General features: G+C 70.0%; 17 protein-coding genes and 1 tRNA gene. 4 read left to right on the plus strand and 14 right to left on the minus strand.

Going from position 1 to position 17,309, the window contains the following annotated elements:
• The first annotated feature begins 246 nt into the window (after nt 1-246).
• The 3 genes from JAO81_RS32065 to JAO81_RS32075 all read left to right on the plus strand — a co-directional run bounded on the left by JAO81_RS32065 (nt 247) and on the right by JAO81_RS32075 (nt 2,636).
• Entirely contained in the window at nt 247-1,242 is a 996-nt protein-coding gene (locus tag JAO81_RS32065) for an acyl-CoA desaturase (protein WP_199551483.1), read from the plus strand.
• A 93-nt stretch (nt 1,243-1,335) separates the two neighbouring features.
• Nucleotides 1,336-1,749 (plus strand): DUF5994 family protein, encoded by a 414-nt coding sequence (locus JAO81_RS32070; protein WP_199551484.1) that lies wholly within the window; start codon nt 1,336-1,338, stop codon nt 1,747-1,749.
• Between the two features lie 317 nt (nt 1,750-2,066).
• The gene (locus JAO81_RS32075; protein ID WP_199551485.1) at nt 2,067-2,636 is read left to right on the plus strand and encodes a hypothetical protein; all 570 of its coding nucleotides are present in this window, start codon (nt 2,067-2,069) and stop codon (nt 2,634-2,636) included.
• 85 nt (nt 2,637-2,721) lie between these two features.
• On the opposite strand, the gene JAO81_RS32080 is transcribed toward JAO81_RS32075, so the two are convergent.
• From JAO81_RS32080 to JAO81_RS32120, 9 genes are all read right to left on the minus strand, one after another.
• On the minus strand, nt 2,722-3,477 hold the full coding sequence (locus JAO81_RS32080; protein WP_199551486.1) for a GAF and ANTAR domain-containing protein: 756 nt from the start codon (nt 3,475-3,477) through the stop codon (nt 2,722-2,724).
• A complete protein-coding gene (locus JAO81_RS32085) occupies nt 3,474-4,277 on the minus strand; it encodes a GAF and ANTAR domain-containing protein (protein ID WP_307813944.1) in 804 nt (267 codons plus the stop codon). The genes JAO81_RS32080 and JAO81_RS32085 overlap by 4 nt, the downstream gene beginning before the upstream one ends.
• A 64-nt stretch (nt 4,278-4,341) precedes the next feature.
• Nucleotides 4,342-4,761, minus strand: coding sequence for an STAS domain-containing protein (locus tag JAO81_RS32090; protein ID WP_199551487.1), 420 nt, complete (start codon nt 4,759-4,761; stop codon nt 4,342-4,344).
• Nucleotides 4,762-4,947: 186 nt separating this feature from the next.
• Nucleotides 4,948-5,157 (minus strand): CDGSH iron-sulfur domain-containing protein, encoded by a 210-nt coding sequence (locus JAO81_RS32095; RefSeq protein ID WP_199551488.1) that lies wholly within the window; start codon nt 5,155-5,157, stop codon nt 4,948-4,950.
• The gene (locus JAO81_RS32100) at nt 5,138-5,791 is read right to left on the minus strand and encodes a HemK2/MTQ2 family protein methyltransferase (RefSeq protein ID WP_199551489.1); all 654 of its coding nucleotides are present in this window, start codon (nt 5,789-5,791) and stop codon (nt 5,138-5,140) included. The genes JAO81_RS32095 and JAO81_RS32100 overlap by 20 nt, the downstream gene beginning before the upstream one ends.
• A gap of 79 nt (nt 5,792-5,870) precedes the next feature.
• Nucleotides 5,871-6,881, minus strand: a complete 1,011-nt coding sequence (locus JAO81_RS32105) for an iron-containing redox enzyme family protein (RefSeq protein WP_199551490.1) — start codon at nt 6,879-6,881, stop codon at nt 5,871-5,873.
• Between the two features lie 115 nt (nt 6,882-6,996).
• The gene (locus JAO81_RS32110; protein WP_199551491.1) at nt 6,997-7,785 is read right to left on the minus strand and encodes a GAF and ANTAR domain-containing protein; all 789 of its coding nucleotides are present in this window, start codon (nt 7,783-7,785) and stop codon (nt 6,997-6,999) included.
• A 6-nt stretch (nt 7,786-7,791) separates the two neighbouring features.
• Nucleotides 7,792-8,532: a GAF and ANTAR domain-containing protein gene (locus JAO81_RS32115; protein WP_199551492.1), complete on the minus strand. Its 741-nt coding sequence runs from the start codon at nt 8,530-8,532 to the stop codon at nt 7,792-7,794.
• A 128-nt stretch (nt 8,533-8,660) separates the two neighbouring features.
• Nucleotides 8,661-8,888 carry a hypothetical protein gene (locus tag JAO81_RS32120; RefSeq protein WP_199551493.1) on the minus strand — a complete coding sequence of 76 codons (228 nt, stop codon included), beginning with the start codon at nt 8,886-8,888 and terminating at the stop codon, nt 8,661-8,663.
• Nucleotides 8,889-9,187: 299 nt separating this feature from the next.
• Here JAO81_RS32120 and JAO81_RS32125 point away from each other — a divergent pair, with 299 nt between their 5' ends.
• Nucleotides 9,188-9,535, plus strand: coding sequence for a PRC-barrel domain-containing protein (locus JAO81_RS32125; protein WP_199551494.1), 348 nt, complete (start codon nt 9,188-9,190; stop codon nt 9,533-9,535).
• Between the two features lie 235 nt (nt 9,536-9,770).
• On the opposite strand, the gene JAO81_RS32130 is transcribed toward JAO81_RS32125, so the two are convergent.
• The 5 genes from JAO81_RS32130 to JAO81_RS32150 all read right to left on the minus strand — a co-directional run bounded on the left by JAO81_RS32130 (nt 9,771) and on the right by JAO81_RS32150 (nt 17,109).
• Nucleotides 9,771-9,843 (minus strand) — tRNA-Lys (locus tag JAO81_RS32130).
• Between the two features lie 100 nt (nt 9,844-9,943).
• Nucleotides 9,944-11,482 carry an FG-GAP-like repeat-containing protein gene (locus JAO81_RS32135; RefSeq protein WP_199551495.1) on the minus strand — a complete coding sequence of 513 codons (1,539 nt, stop codon included), beginning with the start codon at nt 11,480-11,482 and terminating at the stop codon, nt 9,944-9,946.
• Nucleotides 11,482-13,443, minus strand: coding sequence for a VCBS repeat-containing protein (locus JAO81_RS32140; protein ID WP_307813946.1), 1,962 nt, complete (start codon nt 13,441-13,443; stop codon nt 11,482-11,484). Before JAO81_RS32140 ends, JAO81_RS32135 begins: the two co-directional genes overlap by 1 nt.
• A gap of 378 nt (nt 13,444-13,821) precedes the next feature.
• The gene (locus JAO81_RS32145; RefSeq protein ID WP_199551496.1) at nt 13,822-14,862 is read right to left on the minus strand and encodes an FG-GAP-like repeat-containing protein; all 1,041 of its coding nucleotides are present in this window, start codon (nt 14,860-14,862) and stop codon (nt 13,822-13,824) included.
• Nucleotides 14,863-15,102: 240 nt separating this feature from the next.
• Nucleotides 15,103-17,109, minus strand: coding sequence for a DEAD/DEAH box helicase (locus JAO81_RS32150; RefSeq protein ID WP_199551497.1), 2,007 nt, complete (start codon nt 17,107-17,109; stop codon nt 15,103-15,105).
• Nucleotides 17,110-17,309: the final 200 nt, after the last annotated feature.

A 17,309-nucleotide genomic window follows, 5' to 3' on the forward strand; every position in this document is an offset into this window, starting at 1 on the left:
GGTCCGCAGGTCCGCGGCCCGTGTCGTGGTGCGCCGGAGGCGACGCCGAACGGAGTCGGCGTACGAGGAGCACCCGGTGACCCCAGCGTACGCCCGGCCAATTCGCCTCCGGCAGGAGTACGGTGAAGGAAGCGAGGGCGTTCGTATGTCCGGTCCCCGGCCACGTCGTGCACACCGGCCTCGTCTTCTTCCAGGCAGCCCCTGACCCCGGCCGCGCCATGCGCAATCCGGCTCAGGAGCCCGTACATGTCCCTGACATCCGTCCGCCGAAACCCTGCTTCGCATGCCGTTCAGCCGCCCAAGGGCTATGACGGCAAGTCGCCGTTCCCGCAAGAGGATTCGCCGCCGCCGCGCGAGTCCGGTGAGCGCCTGTACATCACCGTGACCGCGCTGATCGTCGTGCTGCCGTTCGTGGCGCTCGGCCTCGGCGGATGGCTCCTGTGGGGCCGTCTGATCCATCCCGCTGACATCGTCCTCGGCGCCGCCCTGTACGTGATCACCGGCCTCGGCGTCACGGTCGGCTTCCACCGCGGTCTCACCCACGGCGGCTACCGGGCCGTCCGCCCCGTACGCATCGCCCTCGCGGTGGCCGGTTCGATGAGCTTCCAGGGCGACGTGATCGGCTGGGTCGCCACGCACCGCCGCCACCACGCGTTCACCGACCGCCCCGGCGATCCGCACTCCCCGTACCGCTACGGCACGCATCTGCGCGGCCAGTTGCGCGGGATGCTGCACGCGCACGTCGGCTGGCTGTTCCGCAACGACCCCACGCCGTACGAGCGTTACGTCCCCGATCTGCTCGCCGACCGTGACATCCGCGCCGTCTCCCGTGCCTTCCCGCTCCTGTGCGTGCTCACCCTCGCGCTGCCGTTCGGCCTCGGCTGGGCGATCGGCGGCAGCTGGCTGTACGGGGTGACCGGCCTGCTGTGGGCGGGACTCGTCCGTATCGCGCTCCTCCACCACGTCACCTGGAGCGTCAACTCGCTGTGCCACATGATCGGTGAGCGCCCGTTCCGCACCCGGCGGCACGACCGGGCCACCAACCTGTGGCCGCTCGCCCTGCTCTCCTTCGGCGAGAGCTGGCACAACCTGCACCACGCCGACCCCACCAGCGCCCGGCACGGCGTGGAGCGCGGTCAGATCGACCCGTCGGCCGCCGTCATCCGGCTGCTCGAGCGCGTCGGCTGGGTGCACGACGTGCGCTGGCCGACTCCGGATCGCATCGCCGCCCGCCGTATCTGACGACCTCCGCCGATCTCCGCCGATCTCCGGCCGTCATGCCGGACCCGCATCAACCGCCGAACCACGCAGGACAGCCGGCAGGAGCCGCACCTCATGAGCCTCGCACCGTATGCCCTACCCCCCTCCCAGCCGCTGCTCCGTCTGCACCTGGCGCCCGCCACGGGCGGACCGCGCGCCATCGACGGCGTGTGGTGGCCGCGCTCCTACGACCTGCTCCGCGAACTCCCCGTCCTGCTCGCCGGACTGCCCCCCACCTGGGGCCACATCACCAGCGTGCGGCTCAACGGCGCCCTGTGGGCCACGGCACCCGGCCGGCTGCTCGTCGCCGGCCAGGTCGTCCGGCTGCGCAGGAGCCCGGCGGCCAACGGCACCGCCGGCATCGTCCTGCTCTCCCCCGGCCGCGGGCGCTGGGACCTGCTCGTCGTCCCCCCGGATACGGCCGGGGCGGACCAGTCGGCCACCTCGCCGGAGTTTCTCGCCAACTTCCTTGAACAGGACGGGCGTTGAAGCATGTACGTGCCGCGTGCGGGTAGATGCCCTGTCTACGCGCCCCTCGACCCCGGGTGCGGTTCTGAAGACAGCCGGATCCGCATCGCCGACGAGCGCGGCTCCGGCACCTCGTCCCTCCGGGCAGTCATCACCAGGGCACTCCCGCGCCCTGGAGTCACGGGCGACGAGGAAGTCGAGGAGACGCCGCAGGAGAGGCGTGTCTTCTCGCCGGGCCGGCCCTCGGCGACGTTCTGCGGATTTCCGCCTGGGGCCGTCCCCCGGCGAGCGCGGCCCGGCCGCCGGGCCCCCCGGCAGATACGGCAAGGAAGGGACGGATGCGCTCCATGACAGACCATCCGGCGCGGCCCGCCGACGCCCGGCCGGCCTCGCCGGACCCGGGCCGGGGCCCTTCGCCGTGGTCCGCGGAGCGGCTCCACCCGCTGACCCGGTACCAGATCGCCGACCGGCTCCCGGAGCTCTGCGCGCTGTACGCGGCCACCCGCGGCGTACGGACCTGGCAGGAGGACCGCCGCAGCCATGACTTCCGGCAGCGCCTGACGGCGGACATCCGCCGTCCCGGATTCGGGCTGCTCGTCGCCGAGAACACCTCGATCACGGCGTGCGCCTACGGATTCCCGCTGCGCGCGGGGATGTTCGAGATTCGGGAGATCGTGGTCCCGCCCCAGGTGCGGCAGCTCTCCCCGCAGCGCGAGTGGAACCTGGCCCGGCGCCTGCAGAAGCGGCTGCTCGTCGACCACGGTCACACCACGGGCATCACCCTGGTCCCCCGGACCGACGTATGGACCGTCGAGGCGCTGCGGTCCTGGGGTTGGCGCGACGCCCCTGGCACCCCGTACGGAACGACGCTGTGGCCCCCGCGGCACGTCCTGCTGCTCAGCGTGTGAACCTGCTCAGCGGCCGGCGGGCTGCGCACACCGGCCGGCCGCTCCCGCGTCAACTCACCCTGCGTATACGGGTGTTACGCCACCCCTAGGCGGCCGGACCGGCCTCCGGAGCGGGGATGACGGCCGTGTCGAACGAGCCGTCGACGACGTGCCGGGCCAGCTCCGTCAGGCGCAGGTGGTGGGAGCGGGCATAGGACCGGAACGCGTCGAAGGCCTCGTCGACCGAGGTGTTCCAGCGCTCCGCGAGCACGCCCTTGACCTGCTCCACCAGGATGCGGCTGCTGAGCGCGCTGTTCAGCTGGGTGTTCACCACGTGCGACTGCTCCAGCGTGCGCTGCTGCAGGATCGTGATCGTGGCGACGTCGGCGAGTGCCTGGGCGAGGGCGATCTCGTCCTCGGCCAGCCGGCGATCGGTCCGCTGGAAGAGGTTCAGCGCGCCCACCACCCGGTCGCGCAGACGCAGCGGGATGGCATGCGTCGTCACGTAACCGATCTCGCGGGCCCGCGGCGTGAAGCGGGGCCAGTCGGCGGCTGCTCGGGGATTCCTCAGGTCGATGTTCGTGCGGGCCGCGCCGCTGCGGAAGCACTCCATGCAGGGGCCCTGGTCGTGCTGCCGGGCGAACAGCTCCAGAAGCCTGGTGTGCTCATCCGACGCGGCGATGACCTGCAGCTCCCCGTCCACGTCGGCGAGCAGGATGCCCGCGGCCGAGACGCCGAGGAGCTCCACGCAGCGAGCGGAGAGCCGCTGCAGGAGGTCGAGGACGTCGAAGTCGTCGATGAGTGAATCCGCGATCTCGACGAAAACTTCGGCGAGCCGCTGTTCCCGGGCCATGTCGATCATCCCTCTCCACCATCGGGCGAATGAGGCCCGTTCCCATCGTCGTCCATAGCACTCTCGAATCGAAGTCGTCGGGCCACTACGTCCTCCGCGACATGCCCGAGCGGACGCCCACTGCTGTAGGCGTATGCGCGCAGCCGCACCAGGGCCTGCGCGAGTGTCGTGTCGAGCTGGACGCTGATCATGCCCGTGGCCTGGTGCACCACGGCCCGCTGCAGCCCTTCGGGCGGCCACAGCCCGTCGCCGTCACCTCCGGCGGCCCCATCGCTTCCGGCGGGCCCGCCGTTCATGCTGCTCCGCCCGTCCCTCGGCCCGCGGTCGCCGAGCAGCGACGCGACCAGGGCGGCGGTCAGGGTGTTCGTGTCCCGGAGCTGGATGTCGCTGAGGGGGCCGTTCCCGTCGCACAGCAGCGTCAGCAGACCGATCCTGGCGCCCCCCAGAGCGAGCGGGAAGCAGCACACTCCGTGCACGCCCAGCTGCTGCGCGGCCGCCAGGAACACGGGCCAGCGATCGGGCGCCACCAGGCGAAGGTCCGGTTCCAGTACGGGAATTCCGGCGCGTACGGCGTCCGGCCCCGGTCCCTCGCCCAGCGTGAACTGCAGCTCCTCGAACCGCAGGCTCAGGTCGGGGAAGCACCACAGGGGCTCCGGCGCCCGCACCGCGCCCGCGCCGTCCGGGGACCTGGGGAACACGGACACGGCGACGCCCGGCACACCCAGTGCCCGTGCCCCGGCAGCCGCGGGATCGCCGCCGCTTCCGGGGCGAAGGGACCGCAGCACCTCGGCCATGCCGTTGCTGATCACCGGTCTCCGTTCCGCTGGGCCCGGGGCATCCCCGCACGGAGCGCCGACCGGTACGTGCCGAACACTACGCGCCCATGCTCCGCACCGGCCGGGACGCGGCCCCCGGCCCTTCGGCCACCCCGCGCCAGGCGTCCCGGGCACTCGCATATCCCGGAAAGCGGTCGGTGAGGCCGCCGGCCCGGAAGAGCAGCGCGGTCGCCGAGGCCGAGTGGACGACGCGGACCCAGCCGTGCCGCGCCCGGCAGTCGGCCCAGGCATCGGACAGGGGTCCCAGGATGCTTCCGTCCGCGAAGGTGACCTCGCTCAGGTCGACGATGAGACAGAGCCGTCCGCTTCCGGTACGGGCCAGGTTCAGGGCCCGTACGAGCGGCGCCACGGTGAGCAGATCCAGCTCGCCGTGCGCGCGCACCACACGGCAGTCTTCGAACGGGACCGGACGTACCAACTGGCCGTCCGCTTCGGACAAGTCGGGATGAGAGCTCATGCGCCCCATCTCCTCCGGCAGAGTGCTGCACCAGTGCGCAGAGCCTCTGTTGCGCGAAACGGACTGCACGGAGAGGGCCGGGTCCGGGGCGACCGTATGTCGAGCCTACTCGCGCGGGGCGAGCCGACGGGTGGAGTTGCTCTGGAATGCCTTGGCGGCCTTGGCCTGGAAGTTCGGCCGCCAGGCCTAGTGTTCCCGGGGCCGGTTGCGGTGGCTGGTGTCGCACCAGGGGAAGGTGGCGCTGCGTCGGCACATGCACAGGGCGACACAGAACCGGTCGGACGCCACAGTGGTGCCGTCCTCGAGTTCGACTACGACGGGGCCTTGGGCCAGCAGCGGACCCTCCTTCGGCATGGTGAGGTGACGACGGGCGGGGTCAGAGGGGCCGTTCGGCACGAATGATCACCAACTCTTCCTTCTCTGTGTCGCCTTGAAGAAGGCCGGTGGAACGGAGCCAGGACTGTCGGGCGCGCAGCACAGGCCCGAACGCGGTGTAGCGACGGTCGGTCACGGTGGCGTTCAAACCCTCCGCTCTCAGTCGGGCCAGGGTCGATTCGGGATTGCTGAGGGCGGAGTGCACCAGGAGCAGGACGCCGCCGGGCCGCAGCTGCGCAGGCGCCTGCTGACAGATGCGGTCCAGCAGCAGGCGGCCGTCGTTCCCCGCATCCCAGGATCGTGCCGGCCCTCGCCGCGGTGGCCGGACGTCAGGGGCCGGGACGTAGGGCGGATTGCTCAGGATGAGGTCGAAGGCGTGCCCGGCCACCGGTTCGAGCAGGTCGCCGCGCAGAACGCGGATGGGCAGCCGCGCCCATCGTGCGTTGACCCGGGTGGTCAGAACAGCACGCCAGGACACGTCCACGGCGGTCACGTCGGCGCCACGCCGCGCTGCGGTCAGGGCCAGCGCTCCGCTCCCCGTGCAGAGGTCGAGGACCTGGGCCCCGGGCCGCAGTGGTTCCTCGTGGAGCGCACCGGCCAGCAAGGCGGTGTCGGCCTGCGGCGCGTAGACACCAGGGAGCGACAAGGCCCTCATGCCCACCTCGGATGCACGCCCGAGCGGCGGGTACACGCTGCGCCTCGCACCGGCCTTGGTGTGGGACTCCGTTGCGCAGTCACAGGGTCGTACGCAGGGAGCTGGCGCCGGCCTGCCACTTCGCGAGGAGCCGCGCATCGACGCGTTCCTCGAGCAGTGTCGTGGCGTGGATGCCGAAGACGACGTCGGGAGCCAACTGCGGCTCGGCTTCCAGTAGCCCGCCGATGACGTCTTTGCGTACGACTTGTTCGTGGACCGCGTCGGCCACGACGTGCTCGTCGTAGAAGAACTCGGCCGCCGCTCCGGCGCCGGTGCGTTTCATGGCGCGCGCGAGCCGCCGGGATGCGGGCGAGGACGTGATCTCGACCGTGGCGAAGTGCCCCACCAGGGCGCCGCGCAGCCGTCGGTGCAGGCCCAGCAGGGACATCAGATTGACCGTGCAGAGAACCTCCGCACAGCACGCATCAAGGTAACGGCCGTAGGCGGGATCCAGCTCGAGGCCGGTCATCAGGTCCGCGAACAGCTGAGCGTGTACACGTTCCGCCCGTCCGCCGCCGAACTCGTCGTACGCCACGGCCGCCATGCCTGCCTTGGCCTTTCCCCACAGCCGCGGCAGCACCCAGGCATGTGGGTCCGCCTCCTTGAGGTGGTAGAGCGAACGCTGGGCCGCGTACTCCCGTACGTGCCACAGTTCGCCTTCCTCCTGCAGGAAGTGCGACACACCGCTGCCGTGCACGGGCTCCGCCAGGAGTTCCCCGACTGCGTCGTCCACCTCGCCCTTGCCGGGCACGTCGGCGTGGAGAGCGGTGAGGAAGTGCTGCTCCAATCGGGCCGTCAGTGCCAGCAGATCCGGATCCCACTCCAGGGCCGAGTCCACCCCGCGAAAGCCGCGGTAGTGCAGTTCGTAGCAGAGGTAGAGAGCGAGTTGAAGGTCGTCTCCATAGGCGTCAGCTGCTTCTACGTCGTGCACTCCGGGCAGTTCAGGACGGTCCCCGGGGGTGTCCGGGGCCGGCTGCAGGTGGGCGAGCACCGCGGCGGAGAGCTTCCCACGTGGCTCGGGCAGCGCGGGTCCGAATTGATCAATGGCCATGGAGACTGTGTACCCCTGGATCGCCGGAGCACCGGGTGATCTTCACCTGCGGGTGCGCGTGCGTGGTCGGCGGTGCAGTGCCGGGCGGATGTGAGGGTGAGGTCGCAGGCCGGGGTCAGGGGTGCTGGGCCGAGGGGGCGGGACCGATACCGTCCAGCCCCTCGCCGGGCGGCTTGGCGGGCCTGGGGATCTGCTCGGTGTCGAAGCGGCCTTGTGTGATGTCCAGAGCGAGTTGGGTGAGCCGGTGATGCCGGGCGCGTGCGTAGGCCCGCAGGGCGGTGAACGCCTCGTCGGTCGGGACCTGCCAGCGCTCGGCGAGTATGCCCTTGACCTGTTCGAGGACGATGCGGCTGGTGAGCGCGTACTGGAGCTGGCCGCGCTCGACTTCGCTGTGCGCCAGGGTCCGTTGCTGCAGGATGCTGATGGTGGCCATGTCCGCGAGGGCCTGGGCGAGGAGGATGTCGTCGTCGCTGAGGCGGGCCGGATCGCGCTGGAAGAGGCCGAACGCTCCGATGATGCTTTCCCGCAGTCGCAGCGGAATGGCATGGGTGGTGGTGAAGCCGATCAGCTGCGCGGCTTCCGTGAATTGAGGCCAGGTTCGGGCCGTGTCCGGGTCGGAGAGGTCCACGTGGAGTCGAGGCCGGCCACTGCGGTAGCAGTCCACGCACGGCCCTTGCTCGCTCTGGGCGGCGAACACCTCCAGGAGCCGCGTGTGTTCGTCGGATGCCGCGAGGAGCTGCAGATAGCCCTTCTCGTCGGCGAGCAGGACGCCGGTCGCTTCGACGTTGAGGATCTGGCTGCAGCGCCCGGTGAACTGCTGGAGGAACTCGACGATGTCGAAGTCGGCGACCAGCGTGTCGGCGACTTCGAGGAAGATCTTGGACAGCTGTTGTTCGCGAGGCATGCTGCATCAGTCCTTGTCCGGCGCGGGCGGGGAGGTGTTGCCGTCGAGAGGCGGCAGGCGTAGCCGCCTGCTGACAATGTCCTGGGCGACGTTGAGGATGGGACGGTTCTTGCCGTAGGAGTGGGCCCGCAGACGCACCAGGGCATCGGCCAGCGACAGGTTCAGCTGCACGCTCAACATGCCGGTCGCCTGATGGATCACCGAATGCTGCAGCCCTTGGAACTCGGGGGCGTCAGTGCCGTCCCGCACTCCCTCCGGGTCCTTCTCCGTTCCGGAGAGGTACCAGGTGGTCAGGGACGCGGCCAGGGCCAGGGCATCGCTTCGGTGCTGGCCAGTGAGCCGGCCCGGGGAGGAGCGGGTGGCGCTGAGGACCCCGATGCGGATCGCACCGATGGCCATCGGGAAGCAGAACACGGCACGCACCCGCAACCCCACCACCTCTCTCAACAACAGCGGCCAGCGATCAGCGCGTTCCTTGGATATGTCGGTCACCGAAATCTCGGCGCCGCTGCGCAGGGCGTCGGATGCGGGCCCCTCGCCCAAGGTGAACTGGAGGTCGTCGAAGCGGCGTGCTGTCGTGCCGGAGCAGGCGACCGGCTCGAGGCCCGTCAGCTCCACCGACAGCGACACGGCCAGACCGGTGAACTCCAAAGCCTCGGCGGCCGCCCGCACCGCATCGTCAACTCCCTTGGCCCAGCCGTTCTTTTCCAGCAGCGCGAGCACGCGGTTCATGCGTTCACTGATCACCTCGCCCTCCTCTCCGTGTTCGTGGCGGGCGACGGCTCCTGCTCGGGTGTGCCGTCCCGCCGGTCGGGCTTTCGTCCCTCGCAGGGCGACAGGGGAGGTACGGCGGGCGCCCCTGCAGGGCCGAGCCGTCAGTGGCTCATCTCGAGCCGTGGCAGGGGCATTCCCGCACCCGCTCCGCGTCGTTGAACCGGACCTGGCAGCCGAGGTGGGTGCGGCGGGAGATCGCACAGCGGCCGCCCGGCCAGGGCGCCGCCGCTCATGCCCCAGCCGCCGAATAGCTCCCACCACACCGTCGTATGCAGATGGCTGGTGTGGACGAGCGTGCCGTCCCTGTCGAAGAGCACCGCACGTGCCATGACTGCTGCTTCCTCGATGGGAGTCCGCCCAGGGTGCCTGGGAAGGTGCTGTACCGGCGTGCGGGTACCCACGGCGGGAGAGCACAGTCCCGTGCGACCTGGCTCCGCTCAGCCCGTCTCCCAGGTGCGGTAGCGCACTCGGACGGAGCGAGGTCGAGCGACCGCGGCAGGCTCCGGATGCACCGCACAGTCGCAGTCGCGTGTGAGGGACCGGGGAAGGGGGACCCGCCGCACCATGCGCCGCTCGCCCGACAACCGGGCGGCCCCATCGGCAGTCCGAGCGAAGGGAATCATCCGCGATGGAGAACATCTGGGGCTATCGGCAGGAAGCCGCGTACCAGGGCGGCAGCGATCTGACGGGATACAAGGTCGAGGCGACCGACGGCAGCATCGGCAAGGTCGACAAGTACTCCGAGGACGTCGGCGCCGCGTACATAGTCGTCGATACGGGTGTGTGGATCTTCGGCAAGGACGTTCTGCTGCCTGCGGGCCTCATCACCCGCGTGGACCCGGCAGAGAAGAAGATCTACGTCGCGAGCACCAAGGAACGCATCAAGAACTCCCCCGAGTTCGACAAGGACAAGCACATTGGCGACCCGGGCTACCACGAGCAGATCGGTGGCTACTACGGACGCCCGAGCGTGTAGCGACGTGGACCGCTCTCCCCATGGGTGACGAGGCAAGCACCGCCGCCTCACGTTTGGTGCGGTGACGGTGGCGCCCTCGCCCCTCGGAGGCGGGCGGCGACATCCACACGGTGAACGAAGAAGCGTCCGGCCCACCGAAGTGGGCCCAGAGGAGGAAAGAACGGGCCGCCGCCCGCAGGAGGGGGCCCTCACGCTTCTCACCAGGTCGGAGGAGACTCTCCTCGCCTTCACCGTGTAGACCGTGTGGGACTCGAACCCACAACCAATGGATTAAAAGTCCACTGCTCTGCCAATTGAGCTAACGGTCCTTGCCGATGGCACCCCCGAGCATAGCCCGACCGGCCCGGAGCTCCGATCGAGTATCGGTTTCCGGGCCGGTCGCCTGGCTCGCGAAGGGGGGCTCCCTGGTCAGGACAGGCTGATGAAACCCTTCATATAGGTCGTGGCCAGCTTCTTCGGCGGTGTGACGAAGCTGCCCTTGTGGTTGGCGTTGTAGACGTAGAGCGCCCCGGCCGGTGTCCGCGTGACGAGGTCCTGGATGCCGTTGCGGTCGAAGTCCCCGCTGCCGATGATCGCGTTGAACTGGCCCCAGCCGGATCCGACGCGGGTGCGCGCTGCGAACGTGCTCTTACCGGTGCCCCGGTAGAACCAGAGCACTCCGGCCTTGTCCCGCGCCACCAGGTCGGGAATCCCGTCACCGGAGAGGTCCCCGCGGCCTGCCAGCACCGTGTAGGTGTTCCAGCCGCTGCCGATGCGCAGCCGGCTGACGAACCCGCCCTTGCCCGTGCCGCGGTGGAGCCAGAGCACTCCGGCCTTGTCCCGCGCCACCAGGTCGGGATTCCCGTCACCGGAGAGGTCGCGGGTCGCGACGATGCGGTCGTAGATCTGCCAACCCGTGCCGATCTTGGACCGACGGTCGAAGTCCGGCTCGAAGTCGCTGGCCGGTACCCGGTAGAGGGTTCCGCCGGAGGTACGGGCGAGCAGGTCGCCGAAGCCGTCACCGTTCAGGTCGCCGGCCTGCAGGACGGTGTTGTAGCCGCGGGCGGAGAAGTTGCCTTCGTTGTCCGGCTTGCAGCCGAGGTTCGACCCTGGAAACGGCGCGCAGATATCCACCAGGTCGTACGACTGTCGCCCGAGGAAGCTGCCCAGGTCGCCGACGCCGAGGTCGACGTCCGTGGTCCAGTTGCCGATCACGGCGCGATGCGAGGAGGCGCGCGCGTAGAGACGTACGCCCGACTGCACACAGCCGGTGCTCCGTGTGGCCGAGATCCCGATGAGCTTGCCGCCGGCCACGAGCGCGCCGCCCGCGTCCCCGAGGCACTGGTCGTCGTCCGCGACGGGCGGTGCTCCGGGAGCCGGAGCGCTGCACAGCATGCCCGAAGGCAGCGGGCTGCCCAGCAGAGCGGCACACTCCGCGGCCGACTTGATGACGACCTGCTCGCTGTGCTTGGAGCGCTGGTCCTCGACCAGACCGGTCCACGAGGAGAAGACCGCCGTGGCCCCGGGCGCGTACAGGGCGCTGTCCGCCGAGCTCGCGAGCACCGGCTTGCCCGCGCTGTCGGGGGTGCGCCGGTTGGTCACGGCGAGCGCGGCCTGGCGGGTGGTGGCGTTGTACTGCGGGTGAGTGCGGTAGCCGGGGTAGTTGCTGCCTCCCCACAGTTCTCCGCTGCTGTTGTACTCCCACACCATGTCGGCCTCGCCCATGCCCGTGAAACAGTCGGGCGCGGCCAGCGTCTTCGACTTGGACAGCACGATCCCGGTGCACACCCGGGTCACCTGGGTGCCCTCGTCCTGGTAGTAGAGCGGGATCACCCAGGACGGAACGGACACCGCCGCGTGTGCCTCCGGCGCCTGCCCGAGGGCGCCGTCAAGGAGCCCCGTGAACAGGGCCGTGGAGGCGAGCACCGCCCCGAGACGGCGTGCGGTGCGCGAAACGGTATGGCGCATCAGAAGATCCCCTTGTACGTCTGCCAGCCGGCCGCGAGCTTCACGCGACCGCCGAAGCTGCCCTTGCCGTTGCCGTTGTTGCGGTAGAGGTTGCCCGCGCTGTCGCGGACGACGATGTCGGCCCGGCCGTCACCGGAGATGTCACCGACGCCGATGACGGTGTTGTACGAGCGGCCCCAGTTGCTGAACACCTGCTTGCGCGGCGCGAACCGCCCGTTGCCCTGGCCGTCGTAGCGCCACAGGAAACCGTTCCTGTCGTGCGCGAGGAGATCGGCCTTGCCGTCGCCCGTCAGATCGCCGGCTCCGGTGATCCGCCCGTACGTCTTCCAGTTCGTCCCGATCCTCACGCGGGCCGCGAGCTTGCCGTCCGCGGTTCCGGCGTAGAAGTACAGGTCGCCCGTGGTGGTCTGGCGCGCGACCAGATCCGCCCGGCCGTCGGCGTTCAGGTCGCCCGGTGAGGTCAGCACGTCGTACTGCCCCCAGCCCTTGCCGAGGACGAGATGGCTGCTGTGCGGCACGTATCCACCGCCGCACTTGCCCGTGTACCGGCGCAGCTCGCCGTTCGGCAGCCGGACGAGCAGCTCGGCGCAGCGGTCCTTGCCCGTGTCGCCGAACGGCACGGCACGGGTGCCGGCCGGCCAGCCGCTGCCGGAGCTCTTCGACGGGAAGGCACCGGCGCCGTTGCCGAAGTGAGTGCTCAGGACCCCGCTGGAGTTGAGGGTCATGAGGTCGCCTTGGGCGGAGTAGCCCAGGTCGTGGAAGCCGTGCCGGGCTTCGTACACCCCGATGTCGGCACTCGTCGTGTACGTGCCGCCGCCGTCGGCCGCCGTCGCGGTGAGGGTCCAGCGGTGCTTGCCGCTGAAGACCCACGTTCCGTCGTCGGTCCTGCCGTCCCACCCGACGACGGGCTCGGTGCCGGGGCCCTCGCTCTTGATCGTACGGACGGTCCTGCCGAGCACGTCCTTGACCGTGAACGTCCAGTGCGCGGGCTTGTTGAGCTGCCAGGTGCTGTTCCAGATCTGGCTGCCGGTCGTGGACTTGACGCTGAAGTCGGCATCGGCGAGATCCGAGTCGATCTTCCCGAGCGGCTGTGCGGGCACCCCGCTCTGCACGACGTGGAGGGCGTTGTCCCGGCCGACGTAGGCGATATCGCCACCGAACTTGTCGACGCTCCAGGTGAGCCTGCGCTGGTCGGCCGTGTTCCCGGCCGGCAGCTCGGCGATCTCCCGTGCGGGGGCGGCCGCTCCGGTGTGGAAGCCGGTCAGCATCAGCTTGCCCGCAGCGCGGTCGTGCTGGACGAGGTATCCGTCGCCGACGAGGGCCGGCCCTGACGGCACGGTGATCTTCCGCTTGGTCGTCTGGTCGTACACCCCTGCGGCTCCGGCCGGGCCGCAGTTCCAGTACAGCCAGCGGCCGATGGCCTGCAGCTCCTTGACGGAGCAGGGAGCGCCCACGGAGACCGTCTCGACGACCTGCTTCCTCTTCAGGTCGAGCGCACTGACCGAGCCCGCCGCCGCGTTGGCGGTCCACAGCCTGGTGCCCCAGACCGAGGCGGCGGTGATGGACCGGGTCAGGCGCAGGTTCGTGGTCCTGAAGGGCGAGGTGTAGTCGACGTACTGCTTACCGGTCGAGGCCGCGTTGTAGACGTAGAAATTGCCGGTGGTGTCGACGAACCGTCCACCGGTGACGAGCGGTTCCGCGTTCGAGCTGAAGGCGGACGGAGCGACCTCGATCTCCGCCTTCTCGGTCCCGCCGGTGCCGACCATGAAGCGCAGGGAGTGGCCGTTGCCGGCGTTGCGCAGCGGTACGCAGGAGCCGGCGTCGCAGGGCACGTACTGGACATGGGAGCCGGTCGCGAAGGCATCGGCATAGCCGTAGCCGATCCGCTCGCTCGCACGCGTGCCGTCGGCGGAGATGGCGCGAGAGAAGATCCACCGGTTGCTGTTCGCCCCACGCTCCACCGTGTGCAGCGTGCCGCCGGCGAAGTCGATGCCCCAGACTCCGTCGGTGGCGAGGGGGGTCGGCGAGTCGGCCGCCGTCGCCCCTGTGGCGGTAAGTCCCGTGATACTGACGGCGGTTACGGCGGCCAGAACGGCGGATGTACGCAGCCGCCGAGCCGCCCGAGAGCGCAAACGCGCATGCCGGGCCAAGAGGGTCCCTCCCCGAGAATTCTTCAGAGCGCTTCGAGATCCGGGCCGAGCCCCCCTGGCCACACCCATCTCGCGCGCGAGGGCCGGAGCGTAACAGTCGGGACGCATGTGAAGGAAGAGAAAAGAGAAGCGGACCCGCTCGTGAAGAGCGGGCCCGCTTCCCCCTGCTTGCGCAGGACTGTCACGCCGTCAGAAGACTCCCTTGTACACACCCCAGCCGGTGGCGATCTGCGTGCGGCCGGAGAAGGAGCCCTTGCCGTCACCGGTGTTGCGGTACAGGATTCCGGCCTTGTCCCGTACGACCAGATCCGCCTTGCCGTCCCCGGTGATGTCTCCGGCGCCGATCAGCGCGTTGTAGGAGCCGCCCCAGTTCGAGAAGACCTTCGCGCGCGGCGCGAACAGGCCGTTCCCCAGGCCGTCGTAGCGGTAGAGGCTGCCGTCCGTATGCCGGGCCAGGAGGTCCGCGCGGCCGTCGCCGTTCAGGTCGCCGGCGCCCGTGATGTGGGTGTAGACCCCCCAGCCGCTGCCGACCCGTATCGGCGAACCCACGGTCCCCGACGCCGTCCCGCGGTACACGAACAGCTCACCGGTGGCCGCCTTGCGCGCCACCAGGTCCGGGCGGCCGTCGCCCGTCAGATCACCCGCCGCCGTCAGCACGTTGTGCATGTTCCAGCCCGTGCCGAGCACCTTGTGCTGCGTGGTCGGCTGCAGCGCGGCACCACAGGCCGGCGTATAGGCCCGCATCCTGCCGTCCGGCATCCGCACGAGCACGTCGTTGCAGCGGTCCCCGTTCAGGTCACCGAAGGGGATGGCGACGGTGGCGGCGGACCAGCCGGACCCCGAGACCTTGCCGGTCGTGGAGTACTTGCCGGTACCGCCACGGTGGAAGGTCAGGCTGCCGGAGGAGTTGAGCGTGAGGGCATCGGCGACGCCCTCCATGCCCACGTGGTCGCGTCGCGCGGCCGAGCCACCGGTGACGGTCACGCGTCCAGTCGCGCTGACCGACGCGCCGAGGCCGTCAGCAGGGGTGGCGCTGAGGGTCCACGAGTAGGCGCCACTGGGCACGTACGCACCTGACGCGTACGTGCCGTCCCATGTGACGTCGATCCGCCCACGCTGCTCACCCCCGGTGAGGGTGCGCACGGTAGCGCCAGTCGTGGAGGACTTCACCGTCAATGCCCAGGAAGCGGCCGGCCTGGACAGCTGCCAGGACCCCTTCCAGTTGTCCACCGCTTTGAAAGTGGTCGGCAGGTTGCCCGACGCGTACGCGGTCAGCGCGACCCGGAAGCAGAAAGCACATCGAGACGCCGGCCAAGCCCCCCTCAGCCACAGACACCTCATGCGAGTCGGGAGACGATATCAGTCACTGACGGTCTCTCAGCAGGCAATATTCACAGCTCTGCATACGAAACAGCGGGCCCGCCCCGAAGGACGGACCCGCTGCTCAAATATCAGACGCTATGCCCGAGCTCAGCCGTTGCGCTTCCAGCGCGGCTTGTCGTCGCGGCGGCCGAAGGACGAACCCGAGCCGGCGGAACCGGAGCGGTGGTCGTCGCGGCGGAAGGACGGGCGGTCCGAGCCACGGTGGCCGCCACCGCGGGTGTCACGGCTGTCGCGGTTGAACGGACGGTCCGAGCCGCCGCGGTTGAACGGGCGGTCCGAGCCGCGGTGGCCGCCACGGTCGTCGCGGTCGCGGTTGAACGGACGGTCGTTGTCACGACGCTCGAAGGAACGGCCGCCGCGGTCGTTGTCACGGTCGCGGTTGAAGCCGCCGCCGCGGTTGTCACGGCTGTCGCGGTTGAAGCCGCCACGGTCGTTGTCACGACGCTCGAAGGAACGGCCGCCACGGTCGTCGCGGTTGAAACCGCCACCACGGTTGTCACGGCGCTCGTAGTTGCCCCGCTCGTCGCGGCGCTGCTGCGGACGCTCGTAGGAGGAGGGACGCTCCTCGGCCACCGGCTGCTCCGGCACCTCGGTCACGGCCGCGGCCGCTTCCTCGACGACGGCCTCGGCCGCACGCTCGGCGATGGCCGTCTCCGGGTCCTCGCCGCGCTCACGGGCCGCACGCGCGGTGAGACGGTCGGCCTCCTCGCGCAGCTCGGTGGCGCGACGCTGCGCGCGCTCCAGCTCCTTGGTCAGAGAGGCGACATCGCGCTCGGCCTGCTGAGCGGCCTTGTCCGCGGAGTCCGCCTGGACCTCGGTCAGCGAACGCGCACCGGTGATCTCGGCGACCTCCGGGTCGAACGCGCCCGCGCCGCCCACGATGTGACGCGTGGCGTCGACGCCCGCGTCCTCCATGAGGCGGAAGATCTGGCGGCGCTGGTGCGGCAGCGAGAGCGAGACGACGGTGCCGCTGCGGCCGGCACGGGCGGTACGGCCCGAACGGTGCAGGTAGTCCTTGTGGTCGCCGGCCGGGTCCACGTTCAGGACCAGGTCGATGCCGTCGACGTGGATGCCGCGGGCGGCGACGTCGGTGGCGACCAGGGCGTTGACGTAGCCCTTCTTGAAGTCCTCGAGGACGCGGGTACGGGCACCCTGCGTCATGCCGCCGTGCAGCGCGTCGGCCTTCACACCGGCGTCGCACAGCTGCTCGGCGATACGGTCGGCGCCCAGCTGGGTGCGGACGAAGATGATCGTGCGGCCCTTGCGCGCGGCGATCGCGGCGGTGACCGGAGCCTTGTCGCGGGGCTTCACGATGAGGATGTGGTGCGTCATGGTCGTGACGTTGCCCTGGGCGCTGTCGACCTCGTGCGTCACGGGGTTGTTCAGGTAGCGCTTGACCAGCGTGGAGATCTCGTTCTCCATCGTGGCCGAGAACAGCATCCGCTGGCCGCCGGCCGGGACCTGGTCGAGCAGCTCGGTGACCTCGGGCAGGAAGCCCAGGTCGGCCATCTGGTCGGCCTCGTCGAGGACGGCGACCTCGATGTTCTCGAGCGAGCAGGCGCCACGGTTGATGAGGTCGCGCAGACGGCCCGGGGTGGCGACGAGGATGTCGACGCCGCGCTCGAGCGCGTAGATCTGGTTGCCCATGGACGTACCGCCGCAGACGACCTTCATCTTCAGGCCGAGGACGTCGCCGTACGGCTGGAGCGCGTCGGCCACCTGCATGGCCAGCTCACGGGTCGGCGTGAGGATGACACCGCGCGGCTTGTGCTTCTCGGTGCGGCCCTCGGTCAGACGGGCGAGCAGCGGAAGACCGAAGGACAGGGTCTTGCCGGAGCCGGTGCGGCCACGGCCGAGGATGTCCTTGCCGGCCAGGGCGTCCGGGATGGTCGCGGCCTGGATCGGGAAGGGGGCGGTCACACCGTTCTGCGCGAGCTTGCGCACGATGCCCTCGGGCAGGCCGAGCTCACCGAAGGTGATCTCGGGGGCCTCGGGGGTTACGTCAGCCTCGACAGCGAGGTCGGCGGTCTCGACGACCGCCTCGTCCTCAGCGGACGCGGGCATGACGGAGTGATCGGTACTGAAAGTGGACATGCGAAACTGAAACCTCTCGGAGTCTCGGCACGCGCCCATAACTCCGTGAAGTCACAATTCGACCGCCTCAATGCGGTCCAGTCACGGCAAGGGAGAGTACGCGCCTCGCGGCGCTCTTCTCTGCGGCGCCGGGCAAATGGGATCAAACGATCTACCACTGTACGCACCCCCCGTACCAAAAGGCAAACCGGCCCCCTTCG

The organism is Streptomyces sp. N35, from assembly GCF_016464295.1.
GTDB lineage: Bacteria > Actinomycetota > Actinomycetes > Streptomycetales > Streptomycetaceae > Streptomyces.

Excerpts from the sequence above, each read along its gene's own strand:
- JAO81_RS32065 (WP_199551483.1), top strand. The coding sequence starts at position 247 with ATGTCCCTGACATCCGTCCGCCGAAACCCTGCTTCGCATGCCGTTCAG.
- JAO81_RS32070 (WP_199551484.1), top strand. The coding sequence starts at position 1,336 with ATGAGCCTCGCACCGTATGCCCTACCCCCCTCCCAGCCGCTGCTCCGT.
- JAO81_RS32075 (WP_199551485.1), top strand. The coding sequence starts at position 2,067 with ATGCGCTCCATGACAGACCATCCGGCGCGGCCCGCCGACGCCCGGCCG.
- JAO81_RS32080 (WP_199551486.1), bottom strand. The coding sequence starts at position 3,477 with ATGATCGACATGGCCCGGGAACAGCGGCTCGCCGAAGTTTTCGTCGAG.
- JAO81_RS32090 (WP_199551487.1), bottom strand. The coding sequence starts at position 4,761 with ATGAGCTCTCATCCCGACTTGTCCGAAGCGGACGGCCAGTTGGTACGT.
- JAO81_RS32100 (WP_199551489.1), bottom strand. The coding sequence starts at position 5,791 with ATGAGGGCCTTGTCGCTCCCTGGTGTCTACGCGCCGCAGGCCGACACC.
- JAO81_RS32105 (WP_199551490.1), bottom strand. The coding sequence starts at position 6,881 with ATGGCCATTGATCAATTCGGACCCGCGCTGCCCGAGCCACGTGGGAAG.
- JAO81_RS32110 (WP_199551491.1), bottom strand. The coding sequence starts at position 7,785 with ATGCCTCGCGAACAACAGCTGTCCAAGATCTTCCTCGAAGTCGCCGAC.
- JAO81_RS32120 (WP_199551493.1), bottom strand. The coding sequence starts at position 8,888 with ATGGCACGTGCGGTGCTCTTCGACAGGGACGGCACGCTCGTCCACACC.
- JAO81_RS32125 (WP_199551494.1), top strand. The coding sequence starts at position 9,188 with ATGGAGAACATCTGGGGCTATCGGCAGGAAGCCGCGTACCAGGGCGGC.
- JAO81_RS32135 (WP_199551495.1), bottom strand. The coding sequence starts at position 11,482 with ATGCGCCATACCGTTTCGCGCACCGCACGCCGTCTCGGGGCGGTGCTC.
- JAO81_RS32150 (WP_199551497.1), bottom strand. The coding sequence starts at position 17,109 with ATGTCCACTTTCAGTACCGATCACTCCGTCATGCCCGCGTCCGCTGAG.